This is a genomic window from Litorerythrobacter xanthomarinus (assembly GCF_046254955.1).
Taxonomy (GTDB): Bacteria; Pseudomonadota; Alphaproteobacteria; order Sphingomonadales; family Sphingomonadaceae; genus Qipengyuania_C.
The window spans coordinates 11,463-36,492 of sequence record NZ_JBJXRG010000001.1 but is presented as its reverse complement, the minus strand read 5'-3'; the positions used below and the strand labels follow the sequence as shown (position 1 = coordinate 36,492).

The window sequence follows — 25,030 nt, the reverse complement described above, 5'->3', positions numbered from 1 at the left end:
TATGAACGCGCGGAACTTAGCGTGACTGCCGGGTAGGGAGAAAACGGTAGATGCTGGACCTGGCGAAGCTGCAAAACCGGCATTGGACGTTGGCGGAGCGTCCTGTTGCGGGAGTCGAAGACAGGCATTTCCGGCTCGAGACCTCGCCGGTGCCGCAGCCGGGCGAAGGCGAATTCGTGGTGCGAACATTGTTCCTGTCGCTGGCGCCCGTCATGCGGCGCTATATGATCGACGGCGCGGGAATTGAGCCGCCTATGGCGATTGGCGACACCATGTATGGTCGCGGGGTGGGCGAGGTGGTCGCTTCCAATAATCCCGATTTCGCAGTCGGGGATTGTGTGCACGGCAAACTGGGCTGGCAGGAGTTCGCGCTGACCGATGGCGGCGAAGACAAGCTGATGTTCAAGGTTAGCGAGCGGGGCGTGCCGCCTTACCTATTTCTCGGCGCGCTCGGGATTACGGGTTACTCGGCCTATTTCGGTTTGCTCGATATCTCGCTCCCCAAGGCAGGAGAGACAGTGCTCGTGTCAGGGGCCGCAGGCGGCGTCGGCTCGGTGGTCGGACCGCTTGCCAAGCTGCACGGGTGCCGGGTGATCGGTATTGCCGGGAGCGACGAGAAATGCGCGCTGCTTACCGACAGGTTGCGCTATGACGCGGCAATCAATTACCGCGGTGGCAATATCGAAGAGGCTATTGGCGCGGCCGCTCCCGATGGGATCGACGTTTTCTTTGACAATGTCGGCGGCGAGATTCTCGATGCCGCGCTGATACACCTCAATCGCTACGCGAGGATCACAAGCTGTGGTCGCATCTCGCAATATATCGACGACGACTATGCTCTCAAGAACTGGGCTCTGATCGGTGGCAACCGGGCCAAGCTCGAGGGCTTCTTTGTCTACGATTACCGCGACCGTTTCAGTGAAGCCGAGCGCGACCTGGCCAAGTGGCACCGCGAAGGCAAATTGCCAGTCTTGGTCGATATCGTGGAAGGGCTCGAAGCCATGCCGAGCGCCTTGATGCGGCTCTATGACGGGGCCAACGTTGGAAAGCAGGTGGTCAAAGTTGCGGACCCGCTTTTCCTCCCGAAGGATGCCGCCGCTGCTTAACCCATGCCCAGCTTAGCAATGGGGAAATCGCGCAGCGGGATGGTCACCACCTTTTCCTCGGTGAAAAGGTTGCGGCTTGATAGCCCTCCTGTCCGCCCGACTCCGGAATTCTTGTAGCCCCCGAAAGGAGCGCGAAGATCACGCGCCAGCGGTGTATTCACCCAGATCGTGCCCGCCTTGAGCGCATCCTGCGCGCGCATCACTGTCGGCATGTCATCGCACCACAGATAGGCGACGAGGCCGAATTCGCTTTGGTTGGCGATCTCCAGCGCCTCGTCGATTCCTGAGAAGGTCAGGAAGGTAGCGAAGGGGCCGAAGATTTCCTCCTGGCACAGCGGTATCGAGTTGTCGGATGCCCGCGCCACCGTGGGGGCGACGTAGTAGCCCTTGTCGAAGCCTTCGGCGCGCTTGCCGCCGGTAAGGATGTCCGCTCCTTCGGCAAAGCTCAGCACGCGGTCATATTGCGCCTTGCTGATGACAGGGCCGATTTCGGTCTCTGGATCGCGCGGATCGCCGACCTTGAGGTTCTCTGCCCGCGTGACGAATTTCGCTATGAAGTCCTCCGCTATCTCTTCGTCGACCAGGATGCGCGAGCCGGCGAGGCATTGCTGGCCGTTATTGGAGAAGATGCTCACCAGCGCGGCATCGAGCGCGCGCTCGAGATTGGCCTGCTTGGTGATGATATTGGCCGATTTGCCGCCCAGCTCGGCGACGTATTTCTTGAGGTTTCCGCCCGCGGCGCGCGCGATATGCCGTCCAGTCTCGGTGCCGCCGATAAAGGCGATGACATCGATATCGGGATGCCCCACTAGCGCTGCGCCGGTCACCGGCCCGCGCCCGTTGACGAGGCTTACAACGCCGTCGGGAATGCCGGCCTCGCTCATCAGCTCAAGGAGCGGCACGAATTCGAGCGGGGTCAGCTCGCTCGGCTTGAGGATGCAGCAATTGCCGAAGGCGAGCGCGCCTGCCATCTCCATCGTCGCGAGTGCCAGCGGCGCGTTCCACGGTGCGACCAGCGCGGCGATGCCGACCGGCTCGCGGCGGACAATGGTGAGGAAGGGCGCTTCCTGTTCGTAGCTTTCGTTGGGGACCTGCCCGATGAAGTCGGCGAAGAATTCGAAGTTGGCCGCTGCGCGCATCACATGGCGCTCGCGGATCTGCTTCATCGGCAGCCCCGCATTGCGGCATTCGCGCTCGGCCAGGTCGTCGGCATTGTCGCGGATCAGCTGGGCAATCCGGCGCAAGACCTGCTGGCGGTGGCCGACCGGCGCATTGCACCATTCCCCTTTGGCGAAAGCGGCGCGCGCGGCGGCGACGGCGCGGCCCACTTCGGCTTCGCCCGCCTCGGCGATTTCGGCGACCTGCGTTTCGTCGATAGGCGAGATGACAGGCAGGCGCTCCTGCTGCGCGACCGCGACCCATTGGCCGGCGATGTAACTGGTGCAGGTCTCGATCATTATGAGGCTCCGGTGAAGGTGATCATTGCCTGGGCAAGGCAGTAATTGGACGAGAGGATCGGCGGGCTGCCCGCCGGGTTGATCAGCGATGCGGTGGGCATACCAGTCCCGGACAGCAGGATCGCATCTGGCCGCGCGTCGCGCGCACGGGCGAGAGCAGGGCGCGCCTCGCTTCCGTCGAGGTTGTAGATGTTGCGCGTGTCGGCAGAACCGATCTCGACGCGGGAGTCGAACACCACCTTGTGCCCGGCATCCTGCCAATAGCGCAGCCCGGCAGCATGGATCGGCTCAGGGTAGGGCGAGATCACCGCAAGCTTGCTTACACCTTTTGCGGTAAGTTCCCGCCTGATGACGCCCGATGCCCACATCACCGGGATGTCAATCTCTGCGGAAATCGCGTCCTCGCGCTCGCGCCCGATCAGATAGCTCGAAGCGGTGCAGGCAAAGGCTATTCCGGATAGCTTGAGACCGCCGAACTGCTCAAGCGCCCGTGGCAATTCCTCGGCATATTCGACGAGGCGGCCTTGCGAATCGCCTTCCTGGCCGACCAGTCGCCCGACGAGGTAATCACATTCGGCGGGGAGCAGGCGGCGCATCTCGCGCTCGACCGTGGGATTGGCCATGGGGGTGAGAAGGGCAATGGGCGCCTTGGTCACTGGATCGTCTCCGCCTGCCGCAATCCCTCGATCATCGAACTCTTGAGCAGGTAATCGCGGGCCTGCTCCGGATCATCGCAGATCGCTTGGAGCTTCGCCAGTTCGGTGCGGCGAGCAGCGGGATCACGCTCCTGCATGCGGGTGCGATTGCGATGCGCCTGCTTGAGGATCTGCTCTTGCGCGATCGCCTTGCGGCGGCGCGAGTAGCGATCAAGCAGGGCATCGTCACCGCCGCTCAGGACTTCAGTCAGCGCTTCGGCCAATGCAAATGCGTCATGTACCCCGCCGTTCATGCCCATACCGCCCGAAGGTGAATTGAGATGCGCAGCATCGCCTGCCAACAGCACGCGGCCTTGGCGGTAGGTCTCCACGATCCGGTTATGGATCCGGTAGGGGCGGATTTCGTCCACTTGATAAGGGCTCTCTTGTGGGACGATGCGCTGCAGCTTGGTCTCAATAGCTCCTGGCGCGAGCGCTTCCTCTTCGCTTTCATGCGGGTCCGAATAGAGGCTGCAGCGCCAGATGTCCGGCAGTCGCAATAGGCTGAAAGTGCCGTGGTTGGACCAGCAATAGTTGACGTTGGAGAGTCCATCGATGTGATCGTGGAACGGAAAATGCGTCGTCGCCAGAATGGTCGTTTCGGGGTAAGTGAACCCTTCGAACTCGAAGCCGCAGGTCTTGCGCACCACGCTGCGCGCGCCATCGGCGCCGATCAGGAATGTGCCGCGATATTTCTCGCCATTCGATCCGGTAGCCGTGACGCCGTCCCCATCCTGCTCGAGACTCTTGACCGCGCAGCCGCGCACCAGCCCGATATTCGCGTCGGCCCGCGCTTTCTCTTCAGCCAATGCGCAGAGCGTCGTCTGTTCGCATTGCAGGCGGAAAGGATAGCGGGTGTCTTCGGCGATATGTGCAAGGTCGAATAGCGCGCGTTCGCCCGTTTCGTGGATTCGGATCTGCCAATGCGGCGTGACGAGTCCGCGTTCGACCAACGGCTCGGCAAGCCCAAGCGTATCAAGCATCTCCAGCGTGGGCGGGTGGAAAGTCGAGGCGCGCAAGTCATGCGGCGGCACTTCCTCGGCTTCAAGTATCACTGACTTCACCCCGAGCGCGGAAAGCCGCAGCGCTGCCGACAGCCCGACCGGCCCCGCGCCAACGATGACGACTTCGGCGCTCAAACCCCAGCCTCGGGTTCTGGTTTTGGCTCGGGCGGTATGACCTGCACCACGTGCATCCGCACACCATCCGGATCGAGGATCACCAGCTCGTATTCGGTACCCCGCTTTGTCTGGGTCTCGACCGGCGCAACCGGCATAATCGCGCCAAATGCCGTGGCCCGTTCAACTAGCCCGTCCATATCGTCGGTCCGCATCGCGAGCATCGCCTGTCCGGCGGCGATCGAATTGTCGTTCGGCATATTTGCGTTCGGAATATCGTCGCGCCCTTCGATCGTCAGCAAGCCGATTCCAATGGTACTCACATCTTGGCCGTCGATCTGCTTGTCACTGCGCAGGATGATGAAGCGTGCCTTCTCCTCCGGCTCAAGGCCAAGTACGATGCGGTTGGTCGGATGCTCGATATCGCCGTCGAACACGACATCGTAGCCCAGCACATCGCGATAGAATCGCACCGAGCGTTCGATATCAGCCGGGATCACGCAAAAGCGGATCAGCGCGACATTGGGGCGACCGTCAGGCGCTTCGAGAGCCTGATCCTGCGCCAAGGATGGAGTGGGCATCGCACAAGCGAGTGACAATGCGCCAAGAGCGAAAAATGGTTGCCACAGCCCAGTCATTTGAAGTCCTTTCCTGCGGCCAGTGCTGACTTGCCTTCTTCTAGATCGCTGAACAGGATTGAGCTCGCGAGCGAACCAGTCTTGAGTTCCGCCCCGGCTGCCGGATCGATCTTCACGTCGAGCAGGGCGGGGCCGTCCTGTGCAAACAGCCAGGAAAGGCTGTTTTCGAGATTGGTCACGTCCGCGCACGTCTGCGATGCGAGGCCGAATGCCTCGCCAAGGCTGGCATAGGGCAATTCGCCCAGCTCGGTGTTGATCGTGCGCCCGATGGCCTGCTCCTGCCCGTGCGCCTCGGTGCCCCAGGCGGCATCATTGCCGATTATTACCTTGAGATTGAGGCCTGCCAGTGCGGCTGCATGCAATTCGGCGGGGTAGAAGCCAATCGACCCGTCGCCGGTGGCGAGGATGACGGGACGGGGCGCGGAATCGCTGCCCGCCAGTTCCCGCAACGCCGCCGCCGCGCCAATCGCGAGTGCGGTACCCGATCCCATCGCGCCGAGCGGAAAGTGGTCCATGAAGCCGCCTGCGGTGTTCACGCGGTACGCTCCATAGAGCCAGTTCTGCATGTCGGCTCCGTCGCCGACCAACAGGGCATCTGGTGGCCGCGCCTCTTCGATTACGCGGGCGAGGGCTAGCGGATGCGAAGCGCCGTCGGTCTCTCGTCCCAGCGTATCGAGATAGCCGTCCTTTGCTGCTAAAGCAGAGGCGAACCAGCCCGCGTCCCACCTGCGCGACGATTTCGCCAGCAGCGCTTCAATCGTCGCGCCTGCATCGCCTTGCAGCGCTGCATCGGTGGGGCGATTTCGATTGAACGCATCGCCCCAAGCGTCGATCTGGATGAATTTGGCGTCTTTCGCGAAGCGCGGCGGTAGCCCGAAACCAAGACGCTGGGTCAGAACTTCGCCCACGACTAATATGCAGTCGGCCTTATGCACTTCGCGTTGGGCATAGGGCCACGACCAGCCTTGTGTGTGATTCTCCATCACAAGGCCGCGCCCCGTGCCGTTGCCAAGGACCGGGACACCACGCTTGGCAAGCTCGCGGAGAGCATTTCCTGCGCGAGCGCGAAAGGCACCAAGGCCCGTAATCGCCACAGGGCGCTCGGCAGTATCAAGCAATGAAGCAGCTTTACCAAGCGCCGCTTGATCTGGCGTGGGCACCTCGATTTCGACCGGCTTGGCTTCACCAGCCCCCACGTCTTCCCGGAAGAAATCCTGCGGGATGAACAGCACAACAGGCCCGGGCCTGCCGCTGGTCGACTTTTCGATTGCCGAGCGCAGCGAGCCTCCCAGATGCGCCGCGCTGGGCACTTCGGCGACCCATTTGCACACCGGCCGCACGATATCGAGCTGCGCCCTTGCAATGATGTCTTCCGGCTCGAGAAATCCGCCCGGCGGGATAGCCGCAAGTACCACGACGGGAGAGCCGATCGCCTGCGCCACCGCCAAACCCGGTACGGCATTGGCGAGGCCTTGGGGGCTCACGATCATCGCGATGCCGGGGCGCATGGGGCGCTGGTCCGCCAGCGCGCGGGCATAGCCGTCTGCCGCACCCACTGCGCCGCTTTCATGGCGGTTGGAGATGATTGCGAAGCCGTCACGATCGAGCGCGTCGAGCAGATAGGTGTGCGAGGCTCCAGCGAGCGAGAAAACCGTGCCGATGCTCTGCGCGCGCAATTGCTCTGTTATGACTTCGGCGCCGGTCATGCGGCGGCTTCCGGTGTCCGGCTATCCTTCAGCAATGCGGCCATGAACGTCGCCGCTGTGAGGATCGCCATCGCTCCCCAGATCGCGGCGGAGTAACCTCCTGTCTGGTCATAGGACCATCCCGCCAGCGGCGATGCGCTGGCCGTGACCGGCACCATAGCGAGGTTAGTCAGTCCAAGCGCCTTGCCATAGCTCGCTTCGCCGAAATGCTGGGCGACAATCAGGCCCCACAGCGGCAGCATGCCGCCTGTCGATAAACCCAGCAGGAGGCAAGCAACGCCCAGCGAGAAGGTGGTGTCGACGAACAGCAGGATCGCGAAGCTGGCGACCGTCATCGCTAGCGCGCCGACGAACAGCCACTTGGCCGCGATCTTCTCCGCCAAGGTCCCGAAGGCGAGCTTGCCCGCCATCGAACTCAGCGAAAGGAGCGAGACCATGCTGGCCGCGACAAGCGCACCAATTCCGACGCCATCGGCGAATCCGGCGAGATTGTTGATGAGGGCGAAGTAGGTCGCGATCTTGAGGCCGACCGCAATAGTGATGATCCAGAAAGCGGGCTTCGCCAGTATTGCGGGAGTGGAGAGCGCAGCTGCGGCGGTTTCCCCTCCATCTACCGTCGTCTGCGCAAATTCTACTGTCTTTTCTTCCTTATCTGGACGGTCGCGCACGGTGAGCAAGATGAGGACCGCCAACATCGCGGCCGTCGCCATTCCGCATATCATTGCAGCACCTTGCCAGCCTTGAATCTCGGCCAGCGTCACGAATAGCATAGGGAATACAAAGCCGCCGAGCGAAGTGCCCAGTGTGGAAAGGCCCATCGCCCGCCCACGCCGTTTCTCAAACCAGCGGGTGATAAGCGTGGCACTAGTAATCTGCCCCAGCAGCACATTCGCCAGCGGCAAGATCAGCGCGTAGATCGCCCAGACATGCCAGATGGTTGTCGCCGCAGGCAGCAGCGCAAAGCCGAAGCCCAGCATGGCTGCGCCGAAGAGCATCAGCCGTTTGACCGATCCGCGATCGACCAGCCATCCGGCGACCGGGGCAAAGCCGCTCGAAGCCAGCGACAAGAATGTTGATGCGATCATGACTTCGGCGCGCGACACGCCAAATTCGCGCTCAAGCGGCAACGCCAATGCCGAAAATCCGTAAATCAGCAGGCCAGCCTGCGCCATTTGTGAGGCAACGGTTGTGCCCGCGACGGTCCACCCGCGATAGATGCCGCTCATTCGCTCGCCTCAACGCCTGCGCCGGTTCGCTCGCCCGTCAGGATGATGCAGAGCAGCCGTGCCGGAGTATTGCCGGTATTGACCCAGCTGTGGTTGTTGCCTGCCTGGATCAGCAATTCGCCGGGTTTCATCGGGATTCGCTCGCCGCCTTCGAGCACGAGGTCGACCTCGCCTTCGAGCAGCACGATGTAGTCCATGCTGTCGAGCTTGTGGATGGGCACTTCGTCGAGGCCCGAGCCGACCGGAAGATCGGCATAATAGACGCTGGAGCCAATGAATCCGTCGCGGTAGCCGTTCTCGGCAGTCGCACCCTTGTCTTCGGATACCGGGATCGGGACGGGCAACTGCCTCGTCTCCCACAGGCGCACGACGCGCGACCCGTTGAGCTCTAGGACATTCGCGCTCGGGCCGTCGTCCAGCACGACCGCGCGCCCGTCGCTGTCTTCGGTAGTGATGATCCGCCGCAAGGGTTCGAGCTCGCCGGCTTCATCCTGCGCAGGCTGCGGCACCTCTTCGCATGCTATCAGTGCGAAACAGATAAGGGCCGCAATCCATCCAGTTTGTCTCATCCCATTCTCTCCCGCGACGCTCAGCCGCACGCCTCCAAGGTCAGCTTTAGCAGATCGGTGCCCGTGTCGGTCACTATTGTGCACCCGCGCGGCGGCAAGTCCTGATCAAGCTTGATCTCGGGCGCAGCATCCGGGCGGCCGACTGCCAACCTGGCAAGCGGCGAGTAGTCAGATCCCATGGCGATACGCTTCACGCGGCGCGCACCATTCGCGTGATTGCCCAGCTCGCTGGCGAATACCGTTTCCGGATTGCGGTGCTCGACTTCGGCGATGATGGCGCGATCGACCAGGCCCTCGATTGGGAACCAGCGAAAACGGGCGGTCGTGTCGCCTGACTTGAGGGCTACGGTGCGCGACGCGTCATTCACCGGCCCGCATGCGATCCCGGCATCCGTCAATGCCGCCTGCCGCGCTGTCGCATCATCGCATTGCATCACGATGATCCCGAGGCAGGCTCCGTCCTCCAATATCGGCCACAGGTGGTTGTCATGCCCCTTGATCGGCGCGCTAATCTCCAGATAGAAATTCTCGAATACGCAATGCGCGCTGACCTGGCCCATGGGACCGTCCGTGCCTCGCAATTCGACCGGGTCACTGACCTTGAGTCCATCGTTACGAAGAGCGGCAACCACAGGCGCGACATCGCGAACGGCTAAGCCCAGATGATCGATCCACAGATCGACAAGCGGATTGTCACTCGCCATGCGGCATGGTCCGGCGCGCGGTGAAGATCAGCGGCACCGCGATAAGTGTGGCTGCGCCTCCCACAATCGCCATGGCCTCGCCGATCCGCATGCCTTCACCCCCCAATACATGGTCCGATATGGCTGCGACCAACGTTCCGCCGAGGCCGATGCCGGTGAGGTTCACCACCAGCAGGTAGATCGCGGAGATGCGTGCACGCAGCCTTTCGGGTGTCGCCAGCTGGAGGGAGATGACCGCGAGGCCAAAGCAGAATGCCGAAAGAAAAACGACCGGCGCCAGCATCGCGAGGCTGAGCGCGGCAGACGGCATCATCGGAGCGCTCGCGGCAAAGGGCACAAGTGCGACGCTGGCGAAAATCGCTGCGGTTAGCGCGCCGCGTCCGTCCCCGCGAGAAAGCAGCTTGTCGGCCACGCGTCCGCCGATCAGCATTCCGCCGACCCCTGCGAAAAGTACGATCAGGCCTAGCCATCCGCCACCAGTTGCCTTGTCCATCGCGAAATTGCGCAGGAGGAATTCGGCAGTCCAGGCGAGATAGCCATTGAAGGCCATCGTAAGCATCGAGAACCCAAAGAAATGGCATAGGAGGAAGGTCTTGTGACCGCCCATCCAGCCAATGATCGGCGGTGATTGCGAGGGATCGGGTGCCGAACCGACGCGCCGGCTCTCGGGCAGCAGGAACCAGCATAACGGCGCGATAACCAGGCCCGGAGCGCCAGCGATCAGGAACACCTGTTGCCACCCCTTGAGCTCGCCCAGGAACCCCAGATCGAGTGGTGGTGCCGATCCTAGAGTTTCAACCAACACGCCGCCGATAGCGAAACTCAGGCCGATCCCGAGGTAGACGCCGGAGCTGTAAATCGTCAGCGCAACGCCGAGCTTTTCCTTCTTTGTGGTCTCGGAAATGAGTGAGTAGGCAGCGGGCGAAAGCGCCGCCTCGCCCACGCCCACGCCCATGCGCGCGATGAACAGGGTGATAAAGCGCGAAGCGAGACCGCAGGCCATAGTCATCAGGCTCCACAGCGCGATGCCGAGAGCGATGATCTTGGGACGGTCGCCGCGATCGGCCCACCAGCCAAGCGGAATGCCCAGCGTGGTATAGAATAGTGCGAAGGCCAGCCCGCCGAGCAGACTGAACTGGGTGTCCGATATGCCTAGGTCGGCTCGGATCGGACCCACCATCAGCGCTATAATGGTGCGGTCGATGAATGACAGCACATAGGCAGCGGTGAGCAGTGTGAGTGCTACCGCGCTGGTGCGGGTGACCTCAGGCGAGAGGGCGTTCGGTGAAGGGCTTGGCATGTTTTCTCAGCCGCTCGGGGAGTTGCGGATTGTAAGGTGGATCCCAGCTGAAAGGCTTTTTCTCGGTATCAAAGATATTGTCGAGCGGCCCGTTCACTGTGCGAACGAAGAGCATGTAGCCAACGTCGGTTCCGGCGGGTCCGTGGTAGACGCCTTCGCGCCACCAGCAATATCCGCCCGGACCCATACGTCCGCAATCGCCCCAGACATAAGTTCCGGCGAGGCAGAAGAGCTCCTCGACCATTGAGTGGGTCCATTGCGGCTTTGCCATTCCGGGCGGCACGCGGTGCGGCGGCGACATGTAGAGGAAAGAGGTTTCTTGCGTATAGGGATCGGTCCGCAATGGCTTGATTGCGACACCCGCAGACAGCTGCGGATCGACGAGGCCCGGATCCCACTCCGTCGGGAGGGGATCGACATGCTCGACCAGCAGTTTGGGATCGTGTGGTTCCTCAGTCTCGCCCAGTTGATACTGGGGGGCATCGTAGAACATCGTCAGCAATTTGGCGCCGTCCGAAGTGCTCGCCGAATTGCGAACATATCCGGCGGGGAAGAAGCCGTAATTATGCATCCCATAGGAGATGCCATTGATCTCGATCTCACCCTCGATGACGAGGAATTCCTCGTGCGCCGTGCAATGCTCCGGACCATCTGCGCTCCAGCCGGCGGGATATTCGACGACCACGGTCGCATCCGTCCCCGCCTCGTCGATAGACAGCACCTTGGATCGCAAGCCCGGGCGGGTGCCCGAATAGAGCCCCTCATCCCAGGGAATGTCCTGCGCCATCACGAAGAGCGTGTGTTCTCTTGCCATCTTTTCGACCCCTCCCGCTAGCGCTCAGAAATCGAAGATGGCCTGGATCCCGATCTGCCGGCCCTGCGCAGGATAGCCCAGCGCATTGCCGATACCCAGCGTATCCTTGGCCGGGTCCGATGTCGACGTGAAGCGCACAACGTTAGCGAAGTAATCCTCGCCGGTGAGGTTCTTGCCGAAGACGGCGACTTGCCAGCGACCATCGTCCGAGCCCACCCCAAGACGTGCATCGACCAATGTCAGCGCGCCGTTCGAGGCGACGTCCTCGTTGAACTGGCTGAAAAAGGTCCGGCTTGTATGCGTGGCCCGCGCTGATGCGAACACCACCATGTTAGTTCCGAGGTCGCCCTCGTAGTCGGCGCCGCCCACGAGCTTCCATTCAGGCGCATTGCGCAGCTGGTTGCCCGAGACATCAACCACATTGGTATCGCCTGTCGGCGTGCGGCCGAAGGGCGAGAGAAAGTCCTCATACTCCGCATCGAGATAACCCACGCTTCCCACCAGCGTCAGGCCGGGCGCGGCACGGACAGTGCTTTCCAGCTCGAAGCCGTTGATCTTGGCCGACGCTGCATTGGTGACGACGGTAAATCCGTTGATGAAAGTCGAGACCTGCAGGTCCGAATAGTCATAGTGGAAGACCGAACCATTCAGACGCATGCGCCCGCCCATCAGCTCGCTTTTGACGCCAGCCTCATAGGACCAGACGAATTCCGGATCGAACGGAGCGTTGAGATCGTAAGAATTGAGGCCGCCTGATTTAAATCCGCGTGATGCGGTGGCATAAACGAGTATATCTTCATTCGGCTCAAACTCGATGCCGAAGCGCGGTGTCCAGGCATCCCATTTTTGTTCTACGTCGCGGGTTGCAACCGGATTGTAGGAACCGCCGCCAAAAAGGCCGTCGGCATTGGGGATGATTGCAAAGCCGGTGAGGTCGTCTTTCTTGTCCTCGCTGTAGCGGATCCCGGCGATGATGCTGAATTGTGGCGTGATCGCCAGCGTCGCATCGGCGAAAAGCGCGTAGGATTCGGTTTCCGTCATTGCGGGAAGGATAAAGCTGCGGGGTGAGGGCACCCCGCCAATACGCGGCAGGCCGAGAACCCCGTTGTTGTCCTCTTCCAGATAGAATGCGCCCACCACGGCGCGCAGCGCTTCGCTGTTGTAGTTAAGCCGCAACTCCTGTGTGAACGACTTGTAGTCGCGAATGAATTGCGTGCGGGTGATGTCGACCTCGGTGCCGTCCGTATTGAACAGGAATTCCTGGTCGAAGGTGCGGTTGGCGGTTATCGAGGTAAGCGACAGGTTGCCGCCCAGATCGACATCGAGTTGTGCGACAACGCCGGTCGTGTCCCATTCGTCGAAAGTGGGCAGATCATTGCGGGTCTCGCCGAACTCGGTCGGCGCTGCGCCGAGCGTCTCGGCGAGGCCGAGGTTGTCGAGCGGACGGATCGAGGTGTTGCCGCTCTCCATGCGGGTATGGTCAACCACAACCTTGATGTCGACATTCGGCCCAGGGGCAAATGTGACCGTACCGCGAACACCCAATACATCTTGGTCGTCTATGTCGTTGGTCCCCGCGGGATCGAGGTCATCGGTAAAGCCATTGTCTTTCGACCAACGCACGGCGAGCCGGGCGCCGAAGATGCCATCGTCATCAAGCGGGCCGCCCACGGCAGCTTCGATTTCCTTGCGGTCCCAACTCGAATAGGAAAGCCGCAGGCGGGCGTCGAATTCATCGCCGGGTCCACGTGAGATCATGTTGATCACGCCGCCGGTCGCGTTGCGGCCATATAGCGTACCCTGCGGGCCGCGCAGTACCTCGACCCTCTCAAGGTCGAAGAATTGGGTCGAACCGAGTTCGAAACGGCCAACATAAGCGCCATCGATATTGAGTGCGACGCTGGGGTCACTGGCAGAGCCTTGGATGTCAGATCCAATGCCGCGCAGGTAGATAAAGTTTTGTCCGCCGGCGCGAGAGAAGGAAAGGCCGGGCGTTTCCTGAGCAATCGATTCGATTGTCGCTTGCTCGTACTTGGCGAGGTCTTCGCCCGAGATTGCAGTGATTGCGATCGGGACGTCCTGCAGGTTGTCAGCCCGCTTTTGCGCTGTGACAACGATCTCACCGAGTGTGTCTTCCGGTGCGGCCTCTTGCGCCACCGCGGGCATAGCCGTGCATACTGCCATGGCGGAGACACCAAGGCTGAGCGAACGTAAAATACTGGTTGCCATGATTTGGATCCTCCCGAATTCGGGGACCCATTACCGCCCTTTGGTATACCAAGTCAATATTTGGTATACCAAACATTTACGCCCCTGGTAGCGCGGCGTCCTCTTCGAACTGGTCAATCCCGATGTCGCGACCCGATCCAACGTGCGTTGCCATTTCTTCTCTTGCGCCAGAAGGGTCACGAGCGGCGATCGCGTCGACAATTTGCTTGTGGTGCGAAAGCGAACGCTGGAAATCATCCTTTGAATAGCGGCGCATGAGCGAAGCGAGCCATCTCAGACTCACGGTCTGGCGCAGCATCTGCGCAATTCGATCGTTCCGCGCAGCTTTGGCGATACCATCATGGAATTGCTGATCGAACCTGGCATAGGCGGCGGCCACATCGCTCGGCTCATTGTCGAGAAGCTCCTGCATTTCTTGCAGCATGAGCCGAAGGTTCTCGACGTCTTCGGGCGTTGCTTTCTCGGCAGCCAGGCCCGCAACATGTGTTTCAAGTATCGAACCGAGTTCAAAAATCTCGGCAAGTTCCTTGGCGCTGTAGCTTGAGACCACAATCGAGCGTCGTGGTTGCATCTCTGCAAGTCCGTCTGCGACCAATCGGCGCAAGGCCTCGCGGATCGGGGTGCGACTGATTCCCATTTGCGCGCAAAGGTCGCGCTCTTTCAGCGGCGCTCCTGGCTTGAGCTCGCCTTCGAGGATCTGCCTGCGGATTTCATTGTAGCTGTGGTCGGACGAGATCATGCAGGCTAGGTCCTATCGTCAAACTTGCGAATTGTGCAAGCTGGACTTGCTACGCTTAATCTGACTCCCGACCAAAACCCCCTCCGCCCGGGGTCAATATGACGAAGCGATCGCCGGGTTGCATTTGGGAGGACCCGCAAGCTGGCAAGTCTTGCCGGTTGCCATCAACTCGCTCGATCCAGTTTGCTCCCGGCATTGCATCGCTACCACCGGCGATGCCGCGCGGTGGATGCTCACGCCGGTTGGCAAGGATATTTGCGCGCATGGGCTCTAGGAAGGTGATAACACGCTCGACCCCGTCGCCGCCCCGGTGTTTTCCGTCACCACCTGATCCCTTGCGGATGGCAAATCTCTCCACTCTGACGGGGAGGCGTGTTTCGAGGATTTCAGGGTCTGTCAGCCGGCTGTTGGTCATATGCGTCTGGACAGCGCTGGTTCCGGGGTGATCGGGTCCCGCGCCGGACCCACCCGCAATAGTCTCGTAGTACTGATGGCTTTCATTGCCGAAGGTGAAATTGTTCATTGTCCCTTGGGCGCAGGCAAGGCGTCCGGTGGCGGCAAATAACGCGTCAGTGACGACTTGGCTGGTCTCGACATTGCCTGCCACGACTGCCGCAGGGTGGGTCGGCGAGAGCATTGACGCTTCCGGGATAACAAGTTCAACGGGACGAAGGCAGCCATCGTTCAGTGGAACGGCATCGTCGATTAGCGTGCGCAGGACATAGAGGGAGGCAGCTCTGGCGATCGAACGCGGGGCGTTGAAGTTGTCGGACAGCTGCGCGCTGGTGCCGGTGAAATCGAACACCGCGCTACGATTGTCGCGGTCGACTTTGATCGCGACCTGTACCTGCGCGCCATTGTCCATCGGATATGTGAAGGCGCCACCCTCCAGCGTGCCGATCAAGCGGCGGACGGCTTTTTCGGCGTTGTCGAGAACGTGCCCCATATAGGCGGCAACGGTTTCGCGCCCGTATTCGCCTGCGGTGGATGCCAGCAATTCGGCACCTCTGGTGCAGGCGGCTAGCTGGGCGCGCAGGTCTGACAGGTTGCGATCAATATTGCGGGCGGGCAATTCTCCCGCGGAAAAGGCCCCGCGAAGTTCCGCCTCGCAAAATCGTCCCTCGTCGGCGAGCAGAAGGTTGTCGAGCAGGACGCCCTCTTCGTCGATAGTGCGGCTCTCGGGCGGCATCGAGCCCGGCGCAATCCCACCGATATCGGCATGGTGCCCGCGCGCTGCGACAAATGCGTCGGGTAGTTGGCTAACGTCATTGTAGAACACCGGCACTATCACCGTAATGTCGGGCAGGTGCGTGCCTCCATGATAGGGATCGTTGAGGACATAGGCGTCGCCGCGCAAGATACCACGACCGTCCCTTGGCGTTTGATTCTCGTCGCAGCCCCGCGCCTCGATTATCCTTCGGATCGAATCCCCCATACTGCCGAGGTGCACCGGTATGTGCGGTGCATTGGCGATTAGCGCACCGCTCGCGTCAAAAATCGCGCAGGAGAAGTCGAGCCGCTCCTTGATGTTGACCGAGGTCGCCGTCGATTGGAGGATCAGCCCCATTTCTTCGGCAATGACCATGAAGCGGTTGTTGAAGATCTCAAGCTGGATCGGATCGACTTCGGTTCCCGAGGCCAAGCGGGCGGGGCGGGGTGTGCATCGTGTCAGCACCAGCGAACCTTCATCTGCCAGCTCGGCTTGCCAACCGTCTTCAACCACTGTGGTCGAGCCGGGATCGACGATCAGGCACGGGCCCTCGATCGCATCGCCATGGCCCATATCCGCGCGAATAAAAGTCCGCCAACTTCCGCTTGGTTTCCCGGTCACCGACAGGGGGACGGGCGCGATATCGTCTAAGCCTCCGACCTTCCCGTTGGCCTCGACACTTAAGGCATCAACGATGATCTCGGCCTCGCCTTCGCTATAACCGAAGCTGCGGCGATGTTGCTCGCGGAAGGCAGCGTCCATGTGCTCGAAGGAGTCGCAATCGATCGTCAGTGTGCTGTCACTTCCGGAAAAGCGCAACCTGGCTCGGCGGATCAGCTCGACGCGCTCGGCCGGAACTCCCTGGCCAAGTAAGCTTTCGCTGGCTGCGCGAGATAGTTCGTCCAGTTCGGCACCAAAGCCATCCTTTAACGAGCGTAACAGGCTGCGTTCCCGGATCGCCTTGAGGGGCGCAAGTCCAATGCCTTGCGCTGATAGCAGGCTTGCCAGCGGCGGTACCAGCACCCGGTTGATACCGATCTCGTCGGCAACACGCGCTGCATGCTGCCCGCCCGCGCCGCCAAAACTTACAAGGGCGTATCGCGTGACATCATGGCCGCGCGCCACACTGATTTTGCGGATGGCGTTGGCCATATTGTTGACCGCGATCTCCAGAAATCCGCTTGCGATATCCGTAAGCGAAATCGGATTGGACAGCTCTTGCGCGATCTCAGAAAGCCTCGCTTCCGCTGCCAAGGGGTCGAGCGACCGCAGGCCATCGTCGCCAAACACGTGCGGAAAGAATGCGGGATCGATCCGGCCGAGGAATAGATTGCAGTCGGTAACCGTGAGCGGCCCGCCTCTGCCATAGCATGCCGGGCCCGGGCTTGCCCCTGCGCTTTCGGGCCCAACTCTAAAGCGTGACCCGTCAAAAGAGCAAATCGATCCGCCACCAGCGGCCACGGTGTGGATTTTCATGGATGGAGCGGCAACACGCACTCCGGCGATCACGCCTTCGTCGGTTAGTTCGTAGCTACCTGCATAATGCGCGACATCGGTACTGGTGCCGCCCATGTCGAAGCCGATGAGGCGCTTTTCTCCCAGTCCTCTTGCTGCATGCACCATTCCGACCACGCCGCCTGCAGGCCCGGAAAGGATTGCGTCCTTGCCCCGGAATGCTGCGGAATCGGCAAGGCCGCCATTCGATTGCATGAAGGTGAGCTTGTCATGCGGTGGAAGGTTGGACCTGAGATCCGCGATATAACGATCAAGCACAGGCGAGAGATAGGCATCCACCACCGTGGTATCGCCGCGCGGTACAAGCTTGATCAGCGGAGACACTTCATGGCTGGCGCTTATCTGCGAAAACCCGATCTCTCGGGCTAACTCGAGCAATGCCTGTTCATGCGCGGGGTTAAGCCAGCCGTGCACAAGGACAATCGCGAGTGAATCGATGCCCTCATCGCGGATCGTCTGTAAGAGTGATTTCGCAGTGTCTCGATCTAAAGGAACCAGAACTTCGCCTGCGGCATCAAGGCGCTCGTCAATCTCGATCACTGTGGCGGGCAATTGCTCGGGCAGGATGATGTGACGCGCAAATATCTCGGGCCGCGCCTGGTTTCCGATTCGCAATGCATCGGCAAACCCGCGCGTTGTGACCAGTGCCAGTCGCTCTCCCTTGCGCTCAAGCAAGGCATTGGTGGCAACAGTTGTCCCAAGGCGGATCTCCGCAATAGGACCTTGGCCGTGCTGTGCCAGGAGCCGCCTCACCGCCTCGCTTGCCGCATCCTCGTAGCGCCCAGGATCTTCGGACAGCAGCTTCTCCGTAACAAGCTTCCCAGCAGGAGTCGTCGCGACAACGTCAGTGAAAGTGCCGCCGCGATCGATTGCAAACCGCCATGCCTGTGTGCTTCTCATGACCCGGCTCATAATCCAATCGCTGACGAGAACAATTGCTCATGGCCCGCGCGGCTTTCGTTTGGACGAGGATTGCAGTATACGGTGCATACAAAGGGACAGGTCGCACGCCATGAAGTCAGAATATTTTCGCAAGCTTCGCATTCTTCCTGCACTAACCGTTGCATTGGTTCTTTCTGCCACCGCCTTGGCGCAGGAACGGGTGATCCCCTCCGATGAAGCCAATGCGCTCGATCCGCCCCGGGCATGGGATTGCACGCGGATCGTTCCGGAATACCGCGCCTGGCTCGAAGCGGGTAACACGCCGGACACATGGCGATATGTCGGACCCACCTACCGCGACGTTGCTGATGGAACACGTTACAATTGGGATGATTGGCTTGCCTGGCATGACCGTGCCTGCCCGGCCGTTGTTGCAGCGGACGCGGCAATGCCAGGGAACGCTGCGCTTATCGGCGGTGTTGTAGGGGCGCTGGGTGTGACTGGCCTAATCGCAGGCTCTGGCGGCGGCGGCGGAGGCAATGACAGCCCTGGCTAATCGTCGGCTAATCTGCCCAATTCTTTCTTATTGCTGTTGACGCGTCACGTTGTGCTTGAGAAGGCGGGCGCGCTACTAATCGCGGGGAGGACGCATGGCGGGGGTCTGGTTTGACGAACTCGAAGTGGGGCAGGTGTTCGATCACGCGATCCGGCGGACCGTGACCGAAACGGACAATCTCCTCTTCACCACGATGACGCACAATCCCGCACAGCTTCATCTTGATGCCGAATACATGAAGGACAGTGACTACGGACAGGTGCTGGTCAACTCCTGTTTCACGCTGGGCCTGATGGTTGGCGTTTCGGTTGGCGACACCACATTGGGCACTGCGATTGCCAATCTTGGCTGGGATGAAGTGCGCTTTCCCAAGCCCTTGTTTGTCGGCGATACGCTGCGCATCGAAACCGAAGTGATAGAGTTGCGAGAGTCCAAATCGCGTCCCGAGGCAGGCATCGTCACCTTCGCCCATCGCGCCTACAACCAGCACGGCGATCTTGTAGCGAGTTGCAAGCGCTCCGGCCTCCAGCACAAGCGCCCGAAAGGCTGACCGATGGATCGACCTATCCGGTCATTGCTGTTTATCCCTGGGGACAGCGAGAAGAAGATCGCCAAGGCACCCGATTGCGGCGCCGATGTGGTGATTTTCGATCTCGAGGATGCGGTTGCGCCGGAAAACAAATCCGCCGCGCGCGAGCTTGTGTTTGAAACGCTGACGCAAACGGTCCCGGAACATCGCGCCATGCAATACTGGGTTCGGGTCAACCCGCTTGATACGGGAATGACCAAAAGTGATCTTGCTGCGGTGATGGCGGGGCGTCCTGACGGGATCGTCCAGCCAAAGACCGATGGACCCGGTTGCGTGCGCCAGATCTCCGACATGCTGGACGCGCTGGAGCGCGAGCACGGTATTCAACCAGGTTTGACGGGCATCATCCCGGTAGCGACTGAGACGGCGCGCGCGCCATTTCATCTGGGCGAGTTTGCCGATGCCGGATTGGACCGGCTGGTTGGACTGACCTGGGGCGCAGAGGATCTGGCCACCGCAATTGGTGCGAGCGGGAACCGGCTACCCGATGGCCAATGGCACGAGACGTTTCGCATGGTTCGCTCGCTCACGTTGCTGGCGGCGCACGCTGCAGAAGCACAGGCGATCGATACACTTTATGCCGATTTCCGTGACCTCGAGGGCCTGAAAGCGGAATCGGAACTATCGCGCAGCGAAGGATTCTCGGGGCGTCTCGCCATTCATCCGGCACAGGTTGCCGTGATCAATCAAGCCTATTCACCTTCTCTCGATGATGTGGCGCACGCAAGGGAAGTGATCGCAGCATTCGCAAACAATCCCGGTGCCGGAACTGTTGGACTGGATGGCAAGATGCTCGACATTCCCCACCTAAAGCAGGCGGAACGGATCATGGCGCTTGCCGATGCCTATGGAATAGTTTGAGAGGAAAGCCGCTTTGACCGATTTCGCATTACCACATGTATCGCATGATCTCTCGGGACGTGTCGCCTTGGTAACGGGAGCGTCCTCCGGATTTGGCGAGCGCTTTGCTCGCGTGCTGGCGGCGCAGGGCTGCAAGGTGGTGCTGTGCGCAAGAAGGCTTGAGCGCTTGGAAACGCTGGCTGACGAGATCAAGGCGGACGGCGGCGAGGCGCTGGCCGCCCAAATGGATGCGACCGATACGAATTCGATCTTCGCAGCGATCGACGCTGGCCATGCGGCATTCGGGACGATCGATATCTTGGTCAACAATGCCGGTATCCCCGACGCCCAGCGCGCACACAAGATGTCGGTCGAGCTGGTCGACCAGGTGTTAGGCGTGAACCTGCGAGCGCCGTGGTTGCTCGCGACCGAAGTCGCCAAGCGACTGATCGCGGCCAAGAAGCCAGGCAATATCGTCAATATCTCCTCGACAGCTCATTATAGTTATAGGGGAGGTGGGGCGGCCCTCTATGCCGTGACCAAGACCGCCATTGCGCGCATGACCGAAACGCTAGCGGTGGAATGGGCATATGCCGGCATCAACGTGAATGCGATTGCGCCCGGAATGTTCGTCACCGAGATGACCGATGGCATGTTTGAGCGGATCGGCGACCAGAGCGAGAATGTCGTGAGGCAACGGATCCCCGTGCCGGCACAGCTCGATTCCACGCTTCTCTATCTGGTTTCGCCCGCGAGCGAATGCGTGACGGGTGCGATCATCAAGGTCGATGATGGCCAAAGCGCGCAAATGTTCCTGCGTGGATAAGACCGTGGGCAGATTGTCCGATGTTGTCGGTGCCCCGCTGCGCCAACCCTCGCTATTGTGGGGCTATATTGTGATAGCCCTTATCGCGATCATCTCGACCTTCGGGATATCAGTGTATCGCTCGATTTATCGGCTTGAAACTAGTGAGGGTTCACCCCTTTATATCTATGTATCACTCGTATTGATCGTTTTGGCAACGATCATGAGGCCACTCTTTTTAGTCGCACGGCTCCATCCTGAACCGCTTCGGCAATTGCGACTGGATCTCGCTCGGTACAAAGGCTGGATTGCGAGCAGTGTGCTGGCGATGTTGGCAATCCCACAAACACTGCAGTTTTCGAGCACAATGAAGCAGACGATACCGCAAATCATGCCATTCTACGCGGACGAGGCAATCATCAGTCTTGAGTATGCGATCTTGGGAGTAGACGCCTGGCAGATCACGCATTCCTTCCTGGGAGAATGGTCGACGAGGCAAGTCGATCTGCTTTACGGGCTTTGGCATCTCGTCAATATCTCCTTGCTGGTATGGCTCGTTGTAACGATGAACCGTCGTTTCCAGGTCCAGGCAATATTGACGTACCAACTAATCTGGATTCTCCTCGGTGGGGTGATGGCGACCCTACTTTCGTCTGTGGGTCCGTGCTTTTTGGAGGAGCTCACTGGCGATCGTCGGTTTGCCCCGCTGATGGAGCGATTGGGAGCGCTCAACGACACCGAACAGCTCCACTCCTTCACCGCCATGGGATATTTGCTGGCGAGTAGGGGGACCGATGCCTTCGGCTCCGGCATCTCTGCAATGCCGTCCCTGCATGTCGCCATCGCCTTCCTGACGATGCTCGTCGTAATCAATCAAACACGACTGTTGCTGATAAGACTCACCGCAAGTGCATATTTTGGTATAATTTTGATCGGGTCGGTCCATCTTGGTTGGCACTATTTGCTCGATGGATTGGCAGCCATTCCACTGGTTTTGTTCATCTGGTGGGCTTGCGGAAGAATGGCCCGATGGCTCGATCGCGGAGCGGTATCCGAATCACTGAACTAGCGCGCTATGTTATGGCCGCCCGACTCCATGGGGAGTTTCAATCGATTCCCATAGGCTTGGCAAAGCAACGCTCACTCATTAACCAAGAAAAATCAAGATTCTAGGCCTTTAAATACCTGATTTCCAAAGATAATCGAGTATTGGTTTATGGATCGTTGACCAATCGGGGGTTAATGGCGATTATCTAGTCATCCAAAGGGGCAGCAGCAACTTAACCGGTTGCGGGTCGCACAGGGTTTAAGCGTCTGAAAAGACACGCAATCCGTTAAGAAGCTCCATGGAAAATGGCTAGCCGGAAATAGATGCCGGAGCCTGTGTTTGAACAACAAAACTAATCATCGCTCTCAATTGTGGGAGCAAACTAACTTTAGGGATATGTGTCATGAAAAACTTCTTCAAGAAATTCGCCGCTAACGAATCTGGTGCTTCGGCAGCAGAATACGCTCTGATCCTGGTGATCATCGGCGTTGCAATCGTTCTCGGCGCCATCACCCTCGGCGCTTCGATCGGTTCGGCCATGAGCGCCGCAGCAACCTGCATCGACAACGGAACCAGTGCTTCTTGCAACTTCTAAGTCTTTGCTGACAAAGGGCCCGTCCTTCGATATGAAGGGCGGGCCTTTTTAGTCGAGGCGGGTTTCACGGGGGGGTATTCGTGAACAGACGGAATATAATTGTTCTCGCGGCGGCGGCCCTATTTGGGTTGGTCGCCGTTTTTATTGTCAATACCTGGTTTTCCGGTGTTGAGGAGCAGCAAGAGAGGTTAGCGGCGGAAACGCCTTTGGCCAAAGTAGTTGTAGCTTCACAGCCTATGGAATTCGGTGCTCCGCTTACGCAGGAGAATATTCGGCTGGTCGATTGGCCATCGCGGTCTGTTCCCCCCGGAGCGTTTAACAACACGGAAAGCGTCTTGAACGGTACCCGTGTGGCACTCAGGCCAATTCTTGTCGGCGAGCCTATTCTGGCTGAGCGTGTTTCCGGTACTGATGGCAGGGCAGCTATATCCGCCAACATCCCTGAAGATATGCGCGCCATGACTATTCGGGTAAATGAAATTACCGGGGTCGGCGGGTTCGTCGTTCCAGGTGATGTTGTCGATGTTATCTTAACGCGGCAGATGCAAGGCGAAGGTGCCACGAGCGCAGACGTGGTCAACGCGGTGATCCTTGAAAGTGTTCAAGTTCTTGCGATCGACCAGCGGTCAAACGAAAAGGACACATCCCCCAAGGTCGTCAATGCGGCGACTGTCCTCGTTTCGCCATATGATGCGCAGAAACTAATCCTTGCAGCGCGGCTTGGATCGCTGAGCCTAACGCTGCGCAACATCGAAGATCAGACAACGGGGGCTACGACAATGGTGACCGGGCGTGAGATCGCCGGTTCAGGTTTCTACGTCCCAGCGCGCAACAATCCGCAGCCGGCAGCAGCTTCGGGCGGAACAGGATCCACTGGTTCGGTCGCCGCCCCGGCATATCGCGGTCCAACCATGACGGTTGTGCGCGGAGTGGATGGTACAGATTATAGGGTGAAGCGTTATGGCCGCAGGTAAGTTAATGCGACACGCAGCAATCATGCTGGCAGCTTGCGCACCGCTCGCGGTGGCAGCACCAACCTTGGCGCAAAGTGAAGGGCGCTCGCTGCATGCGGGTACTCTGGAGGTGCCACTCAATAAGAGCCAGATCGTCAGTACAGACAGGGCGATTGCCCGTGCAATGATCGGCAATGCCGATATCGCCGACATCCTTCCGGTTACCGATCGATCAATTTATGTGCTGGGCAAGTCTTTCGGGACAACCAGCCTGACGCTTTACGATTCCACCGGGCGCGTGCTCACGATCATGGATATCGCTGTTGGTCCTGACGTAGAGGGCTTCCGCGACCAGGTTGTGATGCTCATCCCTGGCCAACAGATCGAAGCGCACATTTCCGGTGGCTCGATGGTGCTGACAGGATTGGTTTCGGATCCAGGCGCGATCGATCGAGCTATGCAATTGGCTGGGACCTACGCCGGTGATGATGTGGTGAACCTCATTTCGCTTGGGGCAAGCCAGCAGGTCATGCTCGAGGTGAAGTTCGCGGAAATCAACAAGTCTGCCGGCAAGGAGTTGGGTTTCCGGCTTTTGGGCGGAAACGACAGCGGTAACTTCGGAACGGTGATCGGCCCCGGCGCACAAGCCAATGCCGCGTTCCCGGTAGTAGACGGCCTCAATCTCGATGAGATCAACAACAGCTTCGGCGTTGCGGGTCGCACTGGCATAGGTCTGTTAGGGCTTACAATCGATGCTTATGTCGAAGCTCTTGAAGCAAAAGGATTTGCCAAGACCTTGGCAAACCCGACCCTAATTGCTTTATCGGGCCAGACGGCATCATTCCTGGCGGGCGGTGAGTTTCCCATTCCTGTTGTTCAGAATGGCGATAGCGACGCTATTTCCGTCCAGTTCAAGCCCTTCGGTGTCAGCTTGGGTTTCACCCCAACGGTTCTGGGTGACAAGGTCATCAATCTTGTCGTGGAGCCCGAGGTTAGTTCGATTGATAGTAACGCTTCGGTCGCTCTGGGCGGGTTCAGTATTCCCGGTGTTCAGACCCGCCGGGCCAGTACTACGCTCGAACTCAGGGATGGAGAAAGCTTTGCGATCGCGGGCCTCATCCAGCAGGACATGAGCACTTCGGTCAGCCAGGTTCCTCTGTTGGGATCGCTTCCGATTATCGGCAGCTTGTTTCGTTCAACCCAGTTCCAGAAGGGTGAGACGGAATTGCTCATCGTGGTAACACCGCGTTTGGTTGCGCCAATCAAGCCTGAGCAGGTTCGTCTCCCGACCGATGCGGTCAAGGACATGAACGAGCTCGAGTTGTTCCTGAACGGAAGAACGCATGAGATGAAAGAACCGGCGCCCGATACAAATAGCGCGGCAATCGTGAGTGATGGAGACGATTATGAATATTGATCGCAAGCGTATCATGGTGATTGCCGGAGGATCGCTGTTGCTAGGCGGCTGCGCTATTGATCCCGAGACTGGCGATTTTGTCCAATACGAGATGGGTGAATCGGTCAAACAGACGATGATGGCGCAGGTCATCGATCCCGATCCGGAGTATGATACTCTGGTGCCGGAGACCAGCGGTGAGCAAGCCGCCGATGCGATTGAACGCTATCGCAACGACGCCGTGAAGCAGCCCGAACGGCAGGGAATTACTGCTGGAGGCGGAAGTGGAAGTGGAAGTGGCGGAGGCGGACGAAACTAAGGCCGCCGCCTGAACAATGGA

Annotated in this window: 23 protein-coding genes; 10 read left to right on the top strand and 13 right to left on the bottom strand. The window is 59.8% G+C overall.

What is annotated here, in order from left to right; translation table 11 throughout:
• The first annotated feature begins 50 nt into the window (after nt 1-50).
• Complete coding sequence (locus ACEWMW_RS00165) at nt 51-1,106, top strand: NADP-dependent oxidoreductase (RefSeq protein WP_409411860.1); 1,056 nt, start codon at nt 51-53, stop codon at nt 1,104-1,106.
• Here ACEWMW_RS00165 and ACEWMW_RS00160 read toward each other — a convergent pair.
• The 13 genes from ACEWMW_RS00160 to ACEWMW_RS00100 form a co-directional block, all read right to left on the bottom strand.
• Entirely contained in the window at nt 1,103-2,563 is a 1,461-nt protein-coding gene (locus ACEWMW_RS00160) for an aldehyde dehydrogenase family protein (protein ID WP_409411859.1), read from the bottom strand. The two genes, ACEWMW_RS00165 and ACEWMW_RS00160, sit on opposite strands and share 4 nt — an antisense overlap.
• Entirely contained in the window at nt 2,563-3,186 is a 624-nt protein-coding gene (locus ACEWMW_RS00155; RefSeq protein WP_409411858.1) for a maleate cis-trans isomerase family protein, read from the bottom strand. Before ACEWMW_RS00155 ends, ACEWMW_RS00160 begins: the two co-directional genes overlap by 1 nt.
• A gap of 29 nt (nt 3,187-3,215) precedes the next feature.
• Complete coding sequence (locus tag ACEWMW_RS00150) at nt 3,216-4,397, bottom strand: FAD-dependent oxidoreductase (RefSeq protein ID WP_409411857.1); 1,182 nt, start codon at nt 4,395-4,397, stop codon at nt 3,216-3,218.
• Entirely contained in the window at nt 4,394-4,957 is a 564-nt protein-coding gene (locus ACEWMW_RS00145) for a VOC family protein (protein WP_409411856.1), read from the bottom strand. Before ACEWMW_RS00145 ends, ACEWMW_RS00150 begins: the two co-directional genes overlap by 4 nt.
• Nucleotides 4,958-5,010: 53 nt before the next feature.
• Nucleotides 5,011-6,720, bottom strand: a complete 1,710-nt coding sequence (locus ACEWMW_RS00140) for a thiamine pyrophosphate-binding protein (RefSeq protein WP_409411855.1) — start codon at nt 6,718-6,720, stop codon at nt 5,011-5,013.
• Nucleotides 6,717-7,946, bottom strand: a complete 1,230-nt coding sequence (locus ACEWMW_RS00135) for an MFS transporter (RefSeq protein ID WP_409411854.1) — start codon at nt 7,944-7,946, stop codon at nt 6,717-6,719. The genes ACEWMW_RS00140 and ACEWMW_RS00135 overlap by 4 nt, the downstream gene beginning before the upstream one ends.
• The gene (locus ACEWMW_RS00130; RefSeq protein ID WP_409411853.1) at nt 7,943-8,515 is read right to left on the bottom strand and encodes a cupin domain-containing protein; all 573 of its coding nucleotides are present in this window, start codon (nt 8,513-8,515) and stop codon (nt 7,943-7,945) included. The genes ACEWMW_RS00135 and ACEWMW_RS00130 overlap by 4 nt, the downstream gene beginning before the upstream one ends.
• A gap of 20 nt (nt 8,516-8,535) precedes the next feature.
• A complete protein-coding gene (locus ACEWMW_RS00125) occupies nt 8,536-9,219 on the bottom strand; it encodes a VOC family protein (protein WP_409411852.1) in 684 nt (227 codons plus the stop codon).
• Nucleotides 9,209-10,519, bottom strand: a complete 1,311-nt coding sequence (locus tag ACEWMW_RS00120) for a spinster family MFS transporter (protein ID WP_409411851.1) — start codon at nt 10,517-10,519, stop codon at nt 9,209-9,211. The genes ACEWMW_RS00125 and ACEWMW_RS00120 overlap by 11 nt, the downstream gene beginning before the upstream one ends.
• Nucleotides 10,485-11,333 (bottom strand): cupin domain-containing protein, encoded by an 849-nt coding sequence (locus ACEWMW_RS00115; protein WP_409411850.1) that lies wholly within the window; start codon nt 11,331-11,333, stop codon nt 10,485-10,487. Before ACEWMW_RS00115 ends, ACEWMW_RS00120 begins: the two co-directional genes overlap by 35 nt.
• 24 nt (nt 11,334-11,357) lie before the next feature.
• Nucleotides 11,358-13,562 (bottom strand): TonB-dependent receptor, encoded by a 2,205-nt coding sequence (locus ACEWMW_RS00110; RefSeq protein WP_409411849.1) that lies wholly within the window; start codon nt 13,560-13,562, stop codon nt 11,358-11,360.
• 76 nt (nt 13,563-13,638) lie between these two features.
• Nucleotides 13,639-14,301: a GntR family transcriptional regulator gene (locus tag ACEWMW_RS00105; RefSeq protein WP_409411848.1), complete on the bottom strand. Its 663-nt coding sequence runs from the start codon at nt 14,299-14,301 to the stop codon at nt 13,639-13,641.
• 55 nt (nt 14,302-14,356) lie between these two features.
• Entirely contained in the window at nt 14,357-17,926 is a 3,570-nt protein-coding gene (locus ACEWMW_RS00100; protein ID WP_409411847.1) for a hydantoinase B/oxoprolinase family protein, read from the bottom strand.
• A gap of 112 nt (nt 17,927-18,038) precedes the next feature.
• Here ACEWMW_RS00100 and ACEWMW_RS00095 point away from each other — a divergent pair, with 112 nt between their 5' ends.
• The 9 genes from ACEWMW_RS00095 to ACEWMW_RS00055 all read left to right on the top strand — a co-directional run bounded on the left by ACEWMW_RS00095 (nt 18,039) and on the right by ACEWMW_RS00055 (nt 25,009).
• A complete protein-coding gene (locus ACEWMW_RS00095) occupies nt 18,039-18,464 on the top strand; it encodes a hypothetical protein (RefSeq protein WP_409411846.1) in 426 nt (141 codons plus the stop codon).
• Between the two features lie 94 nt (nt 18,465-18,558).
• Nucleotides 18,559-19,014, top strand: coding sequence for a MaoC family dehydratase (locus tag ACEWMW_RS00090; protein WP_409411845.1), 456 nt, complete (start codon nt 18,559-18,561; stop codon nt 19,012-19,014).
• 3 nt (nt 19,015-19,017) lie between these two features.
• Nucleotides 19,018-19,914 carry an HpcH/HpaI aldolase/citrate lyase family protein gene (locus tag ACEWMW_RS00085; protein ID WP_409411844.1) on the top strand — a complete coding sequence of 299 codons (897 nt, stop codon included), beginning with the start codon at nt 19,018-19,020 and terminating at the stop codon, nt 19,912-19,914.
• Nucleotides 19,915-19,927: 13 nt separating this feature from the next.
• Nucleotides 19,928-20,719, top strand: coding sequence for an SDR family NAD(P)-dependent oxidoreductase (locus tag ACEWMW_RS00080; protein WP_409411843.1), 792 nt, complete (start codon nt 19,928-19,930; stop codon nt 20,717-20,719).
• Complete coding sequence (locus tag ACEWMW_RS00075; RefSeq protein WP_409411842.1) at nt 20,712-21,767, top strand: phosphatase PAP2 family protein; 1,056 nt, start codon at nt 20,712-20,714, stop codon at nt 21,765-21,767. The genes ACEWMW_RS00080 and ACEWMW_RS00075 overlap by 8 nt, the downstream gene beginning before the upstream one ends.
• Nucleotides 21,768-22,149: 382 nt before the next feature.
• The gene (locus ACEWMW_RS00070; RefSeq protein WP_409411841.1) at nt 22,150-22,341 is read left to right on the top strand and encodes a Flp family type IVb pilin; all 192 of its coding nucleotides are present in this window, start codon (nt 22,150-22,152) and stop codon (nt 22,339-22,341) included.
• 80 nt (nt 22,342-22,421) lie between these two features.
• Complete coding sequence (cpaB, locus tag ACEWMW_RS00065) at nt 22,422-23,315, top strand: Flp pilus assembly protein CpaB (RefSeq protein WP_409411840.1); 894 nt, start codon at nt 22,422-22,424, stop codon at nt 23,313-23,315.
• Between the two features lie 4 nt (nt 23,316-23,319).
• Nucleotides 23,320-24,711, top strand: coding sequence for a type II and III secretion system protein family protein (locus ACEWMW_RS00060; RefSeq protein ID WP_409411839.1), 1,392 nt, complete (start codon nt 23,320-23,322; stop codon nt 24,709-24,711).
• Entirely contained in the window at nt 24,701-25,009 is a 309-nt protein-coding gene (locus ACEWMW_RS00055) for a hypothetical protein (RefSeq protein WP_409411838.1), read from the top strand. The genes ACEWMW_RS00060 and ACEWMW_RS00055 overlap by 11 nt, the downstream gene beginning before the upstream one ends.
• Nucleotides 25,010-25,030: the final 21 nt, after the last annotated feature.

What these genes read in the sequence shown, in the direction of transcription:
- ACEWMW_RS00165 (WP_409411860.1), top strand. Translation starts at nt 51, where the DNA reads ATGCTGGACCTGGCGAAGCTGCAAAACCGGCATTGGACGTTGGCGGAG.
- ACEWMW_RS00160 (WP_409411859.1), bottom strand. Translation starts at nt 2,563, where the DNA reads ATGATCGAGACCTGCACCAGTTACATCGCCGGCCAATGGGTCGCGGTC.
- ACEWMW_RS00155 (WP_409411858.1), bottom strand. Translation starts at nt 3,186, where the DNA reads ATGGCCAATCCCACGGTCGAGCGCGAGATGCGCCGCCTGCTCCCCGCC.
- ACEWMW_RS00145 (WP_409411856.1), bottom strand. Translation starts at nt 4,957, where the DNA reads ATGCCCACTCCATCCTTGGCGCAGGATCAGGCTCTCGAAGCGCCTGAC.
- ACEWMW_RS00140 (WP_409411855.1), bottom strand. Translation starts at nt 6,720, where the DNA reads ATGACCGGCGCCGAAGTCATAACAGAGCAATTGCGCGCGCAGAGCATC.
- ACEWMW_RS00135 (WP_409411854.1), bottom strand. Translation starts at nt 7,946, where the DNA reads ATGAGCGGCATCTATCGCGGGTGGACCGTCGCGGGCACAACCGTTGCC.
- ACEWMW_RS00130 (WP_409411853.1), bottom strand. Translation starts at nt 8,515, where the DNA reads ATGAGACAAACTGGATGGATTGCGGCCCTTATCTGTTTCGCACTGATA.
- ACEWMW_RS00125 (WP_409411852.1), bottom strand. Translation starts at nt 9,219, where the DNA reads ATGGCGAGTGACAATCCGCTTGTCGATCTGTGGATCGATCATCTGGGC.
- ACEWMW_RS00120 (WP_409411851.1), bottom strand. Translation starts at nt 10,519, where the DNA reads ATGCCAAGCCCTTCACCGAACGCCCTCTCGCCTGAGGTCACCCGCACC.
- ACEWMW_RS00115 (WP_409411850.1), bottom strand. Translation starts at nt 11,333, where the DNA reads ATGGCAAGAGAACACACGCTCTTCGTGATGGCGCAGGACATTCCCTGG.
- ACEWMW_RS00110 (WP_409411849.1), bottom strand. Translation starts at nt 13,562, where the DNA reads ATGGCAACCAGTATTTTACGTTCGCTCAGCCTTGGTGTCTCCGCCATG.
- ACEWMW_RS00105 (WP_409411848.1), bottom strand. Translation starts at nt 14,301, where the DNA reads ATGATCTCGTCCGACCACAGCTACAATGAAATCCGCAGGCAGATCCTC.
- ACEWMW_RS00100 (WP_409411847.1), bottom strand. Translation starts at nt 17,926, where the DNA reads ATGAGAAGCACACAGGCATGGCGGTTTGCAATCGATCGCGGCGGCACT.
- ACEWMW_RS00095 (WP_409411846.1), top strand. Translation starts at nt 18,039, where the DNA reads ATGAAGTCAGAATATTTTCGCAAGCTTCGCATTCTTCCTGCACTAACC.
- ACEWMW_RS00090 (WP_409411845.1), top strand. Translation starts at nt 18,559, where the DNA reads ATGGCGGGGGTCTGGTTTGACGAACTCGAAGTGGGGCAGGTGTTCGAT.
- ACEWMW_RS00085 (WP_409411844.1), top strand. Translation starts at nt 19,018, where the DNA reads ATGGATCGACCTATCCGGTCATTGCTGTTTATCCCTGGGGACAGCGAG.
- ACEWMW_RS00070 (WP_409411841.1), top strand. Translation starts at nt 22,150, where the DNA reads ATGAAAAACTTCTTCAAGAAATTCGCCGCTAACGAATCTGGTGCTTCG.
- ACEWMW_RS00060 (WP_409411839.1), top strand. Translation starts at nt 23,320, where the DNA reads ATGCGACACGCAGCAATCATGCTGGCAGCTTGCGCACCGCTCGCGGTG.
- ACEWMW_RS00055 (WP_409411838.1), top strand. Translation starts at nt 24,701, where the DNA reads ATGAATATTGATCGCAAGCGTATCATGGTGATTGCCGGAGGATCGCTG.